At 57.6% G+C, this 9161-nt stretch carries 11 protein-coding genes; 7 read left to right on the forward strand and 4 right to left on the reverse strand.

Features of this window, described 5'->3' with window-relative positions; translation table 11 throughout:
• Positions 1–169: 169 nt before the first annotated feature.
• A complete protein-coding gene (gene ribB, locus RTP97_RS20590) occupies positions 170–823 on the forward strand; it encodes a 3,4-dihydroxy-2-butanone-4-phosphate synthase (RefSeq protein WP_312416925.1) in 654 nt (217 codons plus the stop codon).
• Between the two features lie 65 nt (positions 824–888).
• On the opposite strand, the gene zupT is transcribed toward ribB, so the two are convergent.
• Complete coding sequence (gene zupT / locus RTP97_RS20595) at positions 889–1665, reverse strand: zinc transporter ZupT (RefSeq protein ID WP_312416926.1); 777 nt, start codon at positions 1663–1665, stop codon at positions 889–891.
• A 196-nt stretch (positions 1666–1861) separates the two neighbouring features.
• On the opposite strand from zupT, the gene ygiD reads away from it, so the two are divergent.
• A complete protein-coding gene (ygiD, locus tag RTP97_RS20600; protein WP_312416927.1) occupies positions 1862–2650 on the forward strand; it encodes a 4,5-DOPA dioxygenase extradiol in 789 nt (262 codons plus the stop codon).
• Positions 2651–2699: 49 nt separating this feature from the next.
• On the opposite strand, the gene RTP97_RS20605 is transcribed toward ygiD, so the two are convergent.
• The 3 genes from RTP97_RS20605 to tolC all read right to left on the reverse strand — a co-directional run bounded on the left by RTP97_RS20605 (position 2700) and on the right by tolC (position 6185).
• Entirely contained in the window at positions 2700–3860 is a 1161-nt protein-coding gene (locus tag RTP97_RS20605; protein WP_312416928.1) for a glutathionylspermidine synthase family protein, read from the reverse strand.
• A gap of 5 nt (positions 3861–3865) precedes the next feature.
• Complete coding sequence (locus RTP97_RS20610; protein WP_312416930.1) at positions 3866–4540, reverse strand: DUF1190 family protein; 675 nt, start codon at positions 4538–4540, stop codon at positions 3866–3868.
• Between the two features lie 181 nt (positions 4541–4721).
• Positions 4722–6185: an outer membrane channel protein TolC gene (gene tolC, locus RTP97_RS20615; RefSeq protein WP_409455964.1), complete on the reverse strand. Its 1464-nt coding sequence runs from the start codon at positions 6183–6185 to the stop codon at positions 4722–4724.
• A 204-nt stretch (positions 6186–6389) separates the two neighbouring features.
• Here tolC and nudF point away from each other — a divergent pair, with 204 nt between their 5' ends.
• From nudF to RTP97_RS20640, 5 genes are all read left to right on the forward strand, one after another.
• Positions 6390–7022 (forward strand): ADP-ribose diphosphatase, encoded by a 633-nt coding sequence (gene nudF / locus RTP97_RS20620; protein ID WP_312212079.1) that lies wholly within the window; start codon positions 6390–6392, stop codon positions 7020–7022.
• The gene (locus RTP97_RS20625; RefSeq protein ID WP_312212219.1) at positions 7019–7441 is read left to right on the forward strand and encodes a DUF1249 family protein; all 423 of its coding nucleotides are present in this window, start codon (positions 7019–7021) and stop codon (positions 7439–7441) included. The genes nudF and RTP97_RS20625 overlap by 4 nt, the downstream gene beginning before the upstream one ends.
• A gap of 28 nt (positions 7442–7469) precedes the next feature.
• Complete coding sequence (cpdA, locus tag RTP97_RS20630) at positions 7470–8297, forward strand: 3',5'-cyclic-AMP phosphodiesterase (RefSeq protein ID WP_312416932.1); 828 nt, start codon at positions 7470–7472, stop codon at positions 8295–8297.
• Complete coding sequence (gene yqiA, locus RTP97_RS20635; RefSeq protein WP_312416934.1) at positions 8297–8872, forward strand: esterase YqiA; 576 nt, start codon at positions 8297–8299, stop codon at positions 8870–8872. Before cpdA ends, yqiA begins: the two co-directional genes overlap by 1 nt.
• 41 nt (positions 8873–8913) lie before the next feature.
• Positions 8914–9161, forward strand: a 248-nt coding sequence (locus RTP97_RS20640; RefSeq protein WP_312416936.1) for an ATP-binding protein, incomplete at its 3' end; no start/stop codon positions are given.

Genomic DNA, 9161 nt, shown 5'->3' on the forward strand with positions numbered 1-9161 from the left:
AGGTCAGCAGATCCGGTGTAATTCCGGGGCCGACGGTTAAAGTCCGGATGGGAGAGAGTAACGATCCAGCCGGGTTTACGCCTGCTCACGTTATTTTTTTGCCGCTTGCGGTACTCCTAAGACTGCCCTGATTCTGGTAACCATAATTTTAATGAGGTTTTTTATTACCATGAATCAGACGCTACTTTCCTCTTTTGGCACGCCATTCGAACGTGTGGAACACGCTTTAGACGCACTGCGCAACGGGCGCGGAGTAATGGTGCTTGACGATGAAGACCGTGAAAATGAAGGCGATATGATCTTCGCCGCAGAGACCATGACCGTTGAGCAGATGGCGCTGACCATTCGCCACGGCAGCGGTATTGTCTGCCTCTGCCTGACCGAAGATCGCCGTAAACAGCTCGACCTGCCGATGATGGTAGAGAACAACACCAGCGCCTACGGCACCGGCTTTACCGTGACCATCGAAGCCGCTACCGGTGTTTCCACCGGCGTCTCTGCCGCTGACCGCGTGACTACCATCCGCGCCGCCATTGCCGACGAGGCCAAACCGTCCGATCTGAACCGTCCTGGCCACGTCTTCCCGCTGCGTGCGCAGCCGGGTGGGGTGCTGACCCGTGGCGGCCACACCGAAGCGACAATTGACCTCGTGACTCTGGCAGGCTTCAAGCCAGCGGGCGTACTCTGCGAGCTGACCAACGATGATGGCTCCATGGCGCGCGCGCCGGAGTGCATCGAATTCGCTAAAGCCCATGAGATGGCCGTTGTGACCATCGAAGACCTGGTGGCCTACCGCCGCGAGCACGATCGTAAAGCCAGCTAAGCGCTGACGAAATATAAAGCAAAGCCGGGTACGCCCGGCTTTGCTGTTTCTGGTGTTTTGTCTGATTAGCCAGCAAAGCCGATGCTTTGCAACAGCACCAGGCTGAGTCCCATCACCGACATGCCGCACAGTACGCCATAGCTCGGGTTGTTGTTGGGATCGATCTCTTTCGCCAACGGCATCAGCTCATCCACCGACAGCGCCACCATGATCCCGGCTACCGCCGCCATGATCGCCGCCATCACCACCGGCGAGACCAGACTACCGAGGATCAGCCACGCCAGCACGCCGCCAAGAATTTCCGCCAGCCCTGAGATGCCCGCCCACATCACCGCCTTGCGCTTTGAACCCGTGGCGGCATAGACCGGCGCTGCCACCGCCAGCCCCTCGGGAATGTTGTGCAGAGCCACCGCCAGAGCGATGCCCAGCCCCAGCTCAAGGTTGCTGCTGGCCGTCACGTAGGTAGCCACGCCTTCAGGGAAGTTGTGCAGGCTAATGCCAAGGGTTAGTAGGATCGCCGTACGCTTGATATTGCGCGGCATCGTTTTCGTGCTGGCACGCATAAGATCCTGGGCATGGGCGTGCGGCAGCAGGCGATCGAGGCCGTAGTAGCCCAGCAGGCCGACGATAAACATGCCGTAGCCCAGCACCGGGGACATCCCTTCGGTGCCCAGCGCGGCGGGGAGCATCTCCATCAGCGAGATCAGCAGCATGATCCCGGCGGCAAATCCCAGCGAAAAAGCCAGTACGCGGTTAGAAGGCTTCTGGCCAAGCACGCCGAGAATAGCGCCAATAAAGGTGGCCGCACCGGCTAATAAGGTCAGAATCAACGGGACTGACATTAAGAACTCCTTTTGATAATGATTCTCATTAATATTATTGATTATTGCCCCGCAAAGCGAGAGGGTAAGACGCTATTTACGCATTTCTTACATTCAAATTATCTGATGATCTTCATCACGCTTATCTGAGTTCATCCCCCCCGGAAAAAGCGTACTCTGGTTTTATCAAAATGACACTTTTTCTGAGGATATCATCATGTCTGCGTCTCGTATGCCAGCGCTGTTTTTGGGCCACGGCAGCCCGATGAATGTGCTGGAAGATAATATCTATACCCGCGCCTGGAGCGAGCTGGGACAGACGCTGCCGCGCCCAAAGGCGATTGTGGTCATCTCCGCCCACTGGTTTACCCGCGGCACCGGCGTGACGGCGATGGAGACGCCAAAAACCATTCATGACTTTGGTGGCTTCCCGCAGGCGCTGTATGACACGCACTATCCGGCTCCCGGCTCTCCCGAACTGGCACAGCGGCTGGTGGATCTGCTGGCTCCTATCCCGGTCGCGCTGGACAAAGAGGCGTGGGGCTTTGACCACGGCTCCTGGGGCGTACTGATCAAGATGTATCCGGATGCCGACGTGCCGATGGTGCAGCTGAGCATAGATAGCACTAAGCCCGCCGCCTGGCACCTGGAGATGGGCCGCAAGCTGGCGACGCTGCGCGATGAGGGCATTATGCTGGTGGCGAGCGGCAACGTGGTGCATAACCTGCGCACCGCGCGCTGGCACGGGGAGAGCACGCCCTATGCGTGGGCGGAATCGTTCAATGATTACGTAAAAGCGAACCTCACCTGGCAGGGAACGGCGGAGCAGCATCCGCTGGTGAACTATCTGCAACACGAAGGTGGCTCGCTGTCGAACCCAACGCCGGAACACTTCCTGCCGCTGCTCTACGTGCTCGGCGCGTGGGATGGCGCAGAGCCGGTGACGATTCCGGTAGAGGGGATGGAGATGGGCAGCATCAGCATGCTGTCGGTGCAGGTGGGTTAAAAACCAAAACGCCCGGTGGCACTGCGCTTACCGGGCCTACGTATTATGGCTACTCGACAAAAATATGCGGATAGAAGCGGGAGAGATCCTGGGTGATCAACGCCCGATCCTCGCGGATGCCGATCCCGGCAGGTTGATCGTTGATCAGCCAGCTGCCGATCAGCACATAGCTGTCGCCAAATTTTGGCAGTTGGTGGAACTGCTGGACAATCATGCCCTCTTCACCGTAGGGACCCTCTACCTTCTCGATAGTCTGGCCGTTTTCCACGATGGAGACGTTGGCCCCCTCGCGAGAGAAGATCGGTTTAACGACGTACTTCTCCAGCGGCGGATGATCGTCTTCGGCAAAGTAGGCGGGCAGCAGGTTAGGGTGATCCGGGAACATCTCCCACAGCATCGGCAGCAGCGCTTTGTTTGAGATAATGCTCTTCCAGGCCGGCTCCAACCAGCGCACGCCAGCATCTTCCAGTTTGGTGGAGAAAACCTCCCGCAGCATATGCTCCCACGGGTAGAGCTTAAACAGGTTGCTGATCACCTGATCCTGGAGATCGGTAAACTGGCCCTTTTCGCCCAGCCCAATGTCTTCGATGTAGAGAAACTCAGTGGCAACGCCCGCTTCGGCGGCACAGTCCTGCAGATACTGCACCGTACCGCGGTCTTCAACGGTATCGCGACAGCAGGCGAGATGCAGCAGGTTGAAGCCGTGCTGCTCGCGCAGCTCGCCGAAGCGCTCGATCAGCTTCTCCTGCAGGCTGTTAAACTGATCGCTCTCCGGCGGCAGCTTGCCCGCGTTCTGCTGGTCTTCCAACCAGATCCACTGGAAGAACGCGGCTTCGTACAGCGAGGTGGGGGTATCGGCGTTGTTCTCCAGCAGCTTGGGTTCACCCACGCCATCCCACGCCAGATCGAGACGCGAGTAGAGAGACGGCTGCTGCGTTTGCCACGCCTGGCGCACAAAGCTCCAGGTGTGTTTTGGAATGCGGAATTTGGTCATCAGCTCATCGCTGGCGACGACCTTCTCTACCACCTTCAGGCACATCTGGTGCAGCTCGGCGGTGACCTCTTCCAGCTTCTCAATCTGCGCAAGGCTGAACTTATAGTAGGCCTCTTCACACCAGTACGGCTCGCCGTACATGGTGTGAAAATTAAAGCCGTACTCGGTCGCCTTTTCGCGCCAGTCCGGGCGCTCGGCAATGGTGACTCTTTCCATGAGGCTTAGCCACCCATTGAGCGCGAAGAGGAGGTACCTACGGCGCTACGCTGCATGGTGGACTGTTTGGCAACCGACTCACCAAAGCCGCCGCGCGTCACCGTGGAGGTGGTAGCCGGTTTCGGCGCCAGCGCCGTTTTAGGAACGGTTGCGGTACGGCCCGGCTGGGCTGCGCCGTAGCCTTTACCGGAAGCATCAGTGTACTGGCCGTAGGCCGGGCTGGCCGGGTTACGCGAGCTAAACAGCGGCTGCTGGGCGAAGCCTGCACCGCCTCCCATCAGGCGTCCCATCATGTAGCCCGCCATCAGCGGCATCCAGAAGCTGCCGCTGCTCTGCTGGGCCTGAGCCTGGTTTTCTGGCGCAACGCCAGCCTGGGCAGGAGCCTGCTGGCACTGGCCTTCACCAAACTCGGCGACGCAGTCTTCACGGGTTTTATATTTCGGCGCGGTGCGTTCGGCTTCTTTCAGGGCGTTGTTGTACGCGGTGGTACACTCGGCGCTTTTGCCCGGATTGGCAGCCGAGCAGTCGTCGGCGTTTTGGTACATCGATACCGTCTCATCGCTCTGTTCGCAGCCTGCCAACATAAACGCGGCGGTAAGGGCGAAGGCGACGGGAGTCAGGTGGCGAGCGCCCCAGCTTTTGCGGAACGTCGCATGATTAATCGTTTTTGTCCGTTTCATATGTCTCTTTTAATACCCAGAGTTAAAGCGAGGTAGCTACTGCTCAGGATAGAGGATGAGTGGTCGAAATTGAAGCGGGAGAGGGCGGAATGCGGGCCTGGAGCAGGGATCTTTACGTTGTCTTACGTTGAAACGGGGGCAGATGCCCCCATCTCGTTTTCTCAGCTATTTTACGCTGCGGTTAGCGTGGCAGGGCAGCGTTAAGCAGGCCGTTGCCGTTGCCGTTATTACCGTTGCTGTCCGGGGCGCTGTTCTGCACGCGGGCATCCTGCTCCGGGGTCGATGGGGCAACCGCTTCTGGCGTGGTGGAGATCGGTTTACCCAGCGCGCCGTTCAGGGCCATCAGATCCTGCTCATTCAGCGTACCGAGAGCAGATTTAATGTTCAGCTGGTTAATCAGGTAGTTATAGCGTGCGCTGGAGAGCTGCTGCTTGGCGTTGTAGAGCGTGGTGGTCGCATCCAGCACGTCAACGATGGTACGAGTACCCACCGAGTAGCCCGCTTCGGTTGCGTCCAGCGAGCTTTGCGCCGAGACCACAGACTGCTTGTAAGCGTTAATGCTGCTGATAGAAGCGTTAACGTTGTTGTAGGATGAACGTACGGTCTGTACCACGCTGCGGTGCGCGGTTTCCAGCTGCTCGCTTGCGCCAACAAAGCTGTACTGCGCCTGTTTCACCTGGGAGTTCACCAGGCCACCCTGATAGAGCGGCAGGGAGAAGCTCAGGCCGACCTTGTTCTGGCCGATGTTGCTGTCATCATAGGCCGCGCCCTGGGCACCGCTGGTGCGGGAGCCGCTGTAGGAGGTGTCAGAGACGCTGGAAGAGGCGGTTAAATCCAGAGTCGGCAGATGGCCATCCTGCGCCAGGCGGATCTGCTCACGGGCCAGATCCTGCGAGAGGCGTGCCTGTAACAGGGAGAGGTTACGGCTTTCGGCCTCTTTCAGCAGGGCATTAACCGGCTGCGGCTTGTCGGTCTGGAAGCGGTCGACGTTCAGGGACGCCAGCTCCGGATAGTAGTTACCGGTTACCTGACGCAGCTGCTCAACGGTGTTGTCCAGGTTGTTACGGGCGGTCACTTCGTCCGCCAGCACGGTATCGTACTGGGAGCGGGCGTTCTGCACGTCGGTAATGGCAACCAGGCCCACGTTGAAGCGCTGAGTAGTTTGATCCAGCTGGCGGTAGATAGCCTGTTTCTGTGCTTCGGTATAAGAGAGCGCATCAATGGCGCTTAATACGTTAAAATAAGCGGTAGCGGTGTTGAGGATCAGCGTCTGCTGGTCGGTCTGGAACGTGACGTCCTGAATGCCTGCCGATTTCTCTTGCAGGGTCAGGGCACGCCATTTCGACATATCAAACAGGGTCTGCGTCAGCTGTAAAGAGGCGCTGGTAGCATTGCTATTGAGACCATTCTGGTCGCGGAAACCGTTGGAGTAGCTGTAGTCTGCGCCCAAACCGAGCTGGGGCAGTAAGGGGCTGCGCGCTTCGTTGATTTTCTCAAATGCGGCATCGCGATCCGCGGCAGATCTGCGCAGTTCAGGGTTGCTTAAACGCGCTTGCTGATAAACCTGCAGCAGGTTCTCTGCCTGACTCATCGTACTGAAAGCGGCCAGGCTCAGGCCGATAAGCATGGGGAGCAATTTCTTCATTTGCATTCCTTGTTACGAAGCTTTGTTAGCGCTAATGAAATTAAAAAAATAAGGCCGATTCTAGCAGAAAGTGTCGCTGCAAAAGGTTGGCGTTAAGTGCCATCCGGCGTTAATTTGCACCAATCTACCATATAGCATGGGAAACGGCAGTCTTACAGACTGGAAATCCATAATTTCGTCATTATTTGCCAGCAGGATGAAACCATGAAGAAACCCGAGCCATCAGCAGTGACTTTCACTAAAAATGATGTAGAAATTATTGCACGCGAAACACTCTATAACGGTTTTTTTTCGCTGGAGCGCTGGCGCTTCCGTCATCGGCTTTTTAATGGTGAGATGAGCGGGGAAGTGACCCGGGAAATTTTTGAGCGCGGCCATGCCGCCGTCTTGCTACCCTATGACCCGGTGCGCGACGAGGTGGTGCTGATTGAGCAGATCCGTATTCCGGCGTATGACACCAGTGAAACCCCCTGGCTGCTGGAGCTGGTTGCTGGCATGATCGAAGAGGGCGAGAGCGTTGAAGACGTTGCTCGTCGCGAAGCCGTCGAAGAGGCTGGCCTACAGGTGGGCCAGGTAAAAGCGTTTATGAGCTATCTGGCCAGCCCCGGCGGCACCAGCGAGCGCTTATCGTTAATGGTTGGCGAAGTGGATGCCACGCAGGCCAAAGGTATACATGGCCTGGTGGACGAAAACGAAGATATTCGTGTTCATGTGGTGAGCCGGGAGCAGGCTTACCAGTGGGTAGAAGAGGGGAAAATAGACAACGCCGCGTCGGTCATCGCCCTGCAATGGCTGCAGCTGCACTACGAAAAGTTGAGAACTGAGTGGAAAAAATGAAGCGTTACACACCTGACTTTCCTGAAATGATGCGCCTGTGCGAGACCAACTTCGCCCAGCTACGCCGCCTGCTGCCACGCAATGATGCACCCGGCGAAACAGTGAGCTATCAGGTGGCCAATGCGCAATACCGGTTAACGATTACAGAATCAACCCGCTACACTACGCTGGTGGAAATTGTGCAGACTGCACCGGCGATCAGCTACTGGAGCATGCCGTCGTTAACGGTACGCCTCTATCACGATGCTATGGTCGCTGAAGTGTGTTCAAGCCAGCAGATCTTTCGCTTCAAAGCGCGGTATGATTACCCGAATAAAAAGTTGCACCAACGCGACGAAAAGCATCAAATTAATCAGTTTCTGGCCGACTGGCTTAGGTACTGTTTAGCACATGGAGCAATGGCGATTCCGGTTTGTTAGCATCGTGAAACCTACCTAAGGACACCATTTGGAAAGCCTGTTAAACCTGAATCTGGCGGGTGAGTCCAGTATCAGGATCTTACAAATAACCGATACTCACCTGTTTGCCGAAAAGCATGAAACGCTGTTAGGGGTCAATACCTGGGAGAGCTATCAGGCGGTACTGGAAGCCATCCGGGCCGAACGGCGTCACTGCGATTTGATCGTCGCCACCGGCGATCTGGCACAGGATCACTCCGCTGCGGCCTATCAGCACTTCGCTGAGGGTATCGCCAGCTTTGATGTGCCCTGCGTCTGGCTGCCCGGCAACCATGACTTTCAGCCCGCAATGTACAGCGCATTGCAGGAGGCCGGGATTTCGGGTGCCAAGCGGGTTTTCGCCGGTGACAGCTGGCAGATACTGCTGCTCGACAGCCAGGTATTTGGCGTACCGCACGGTGAACTGAGTGAGTTTCAGCTGGAGTGGCTGGAGAAAAAGCTGGCGGAGTCGCCGGAGCGCTACACGCTGCTGCTGCTGCATCACCACCCACTGCCGGCGGGGTGCAGCTGGCTGGATCAGCACAGCCTGCGTAACTCCCAGGAGCTGGACAACGTGCTGGTGCGCTATCCTCGGGTTAAGCACCTGCTGTGCGGCCACATTCATCAGGAGCAGGATCTCGACTGGAACGGCCGCCGCCTGCTGGCGACGCCCTCAACCTGCGTCCAGTTTAAGCCACACTGCGCTAACTTTACCCTGGATACCATCGCCCCAGGCTGGCGCTGGCTGGAGCTCAACGCCGACGGCACGCTGCATACCGAAGTCAGCCGCCTGCAGAGCAGCCGCTTTAGCCCTGATACCGCATCAGAAGGCTACTGATGGCGACGCTTCTCTATCTACACGGGTTCAACAGCTCGCCGCGTTCGGCAAAGGCCGTGGCACTACAGCAGTGGCTGGCGGAGCACCATCCACACGTTGAGATGGTCGTGCCGCAGCTGCCGCCCTATCCGGCGGATGCCGCCGAACTGTTGGAGTCGCTGGTGCTGGGGCACGGCGGTGAGCCGCTTGGGCTGGTTGGCTCTTCGCTTGGCGGCTACTATGCCACCTGGCTCTCCCAGTGCTTTATGCTGCCTGCGGTGGTGGTGAATCCGGCGGTGCGTCCGTTTGAGCTGCTGGCCGATTATCTTGGCCGCAACGAGAACCCCTACACCGGACAGCAATATGTGCTAGAGTCACGCCATATTTACGATCTCAAAACCATGCAGATCGATCCGCTGGAGGCGGCAGATTTAATCTGGCTGCTTCAGCAAACGGGTGATGAAGTGCTGGATTACCGCCAGGCCGTTGCCTACTACGCCTCGTGCCGCCAGACGGTTGAAGAGGGCGGAAACCATGCCTTTGTGGGCTTTGACGATCACTTTTCACAGATTATCGATTTCCTCGGGCTGCACTGAGCCTCGCAGGGGACGATGCTGTCACTATCTACGAATACACCATGACGCAATCCTATAACGCTGATGCCATTGAGGTATTAACCGGGCTTGAGCCGGTCCGCCGCCGCCCGGGGATGTATACCGACACTACTCGTCCTAACCATCTTGGTCAGGAAGTTATTGATAACAGCGTGGACGAAGCGCTGGCCGGACACGCCAAACGCGTGGAGGTGATCCTCCATGCCGATCAGTCGCTGGAAGTCATCGACGACGGGCGCGGTATGCCGGTGGATATCCACCCGGAAGAGGG

It is taken from the genome of Pseudescherichia sp. (assembly GCF_031998825.1).
Classification (GTDB): domain Bacteria; phylum Pseudomonadota; class Gammaproteobacteria; order Enterobacterales; family Enterobacteriaceae; genus Pseudescherichia.

What these genes read in the sequence shown, in the direction of transcription:
- ribB (WP_312416925.1), top strand. Translation starts at nt 170, where the DNA reads ATGAATCAGACGCTACTTTCCTCTTTTGGCACGCCATTCGAACGTGTG.
- zupT (WP_312416926.1), bottom strand. Translation starts at nt 1,665, where the DNA reads ATGTCAGTCCCGTTGATTCTGACCTTATTAGCCGGTGCGGCCACCTTT.
- ygiD (WP_312416927.1), top strand. Translation starts at nt 1,862, where the DNA reads ATGTCTGCGTCTCGTATGCCAGCGCTGTTTTTGGGCCACGGCAGCCCG.
- RTP97_RS20605 (WP_312416928.1), bottom strand. Translation starts at nt 3,860, where the DNA reads ATGGAAAGAGTCACCATTGCCGAGCGCCCGGACTGGCGCGAAAAGGCG.
- RTP97_RS20610 (WP_312416930.1), bottom strand. Translation starts at nt 4,540, where the DNA reads ATGAAACGGACAAAAACGATTAATCATGCGACGTTCCGCAAAAGCTGG.
- tolC (WP_409455964.1), bottom strand. Translation starts at nt 6,185, where the DNA reads ATGAAGAAATTGCTCCCCATGCTTATCGGCCTGAGCCTGGCCGCTTTC.
- nudF (WP_312212079.1), top strand. Translation starts at nt 6,390, where the DNA reads ATGAAGAAACCCGAGCCATCAGCAGTGACTTTCACTAAAAATGATGTA.
- RTP97_RS20625 (WP_312212219.1), top strand. Translation starts at nt 7,019, where the DNA reads ATGAAGCGTTACACACCTGACTTTCCTGAAATGATGCGCCTGTGCGAG.
- yqiA (WP_312416934.1), top strand. Translation starts at nt 8,297, where the DNA reads ATGGCGACGCTTCTCTATCTACACGGGTTCAACAGCTCGCCGCGTTCG.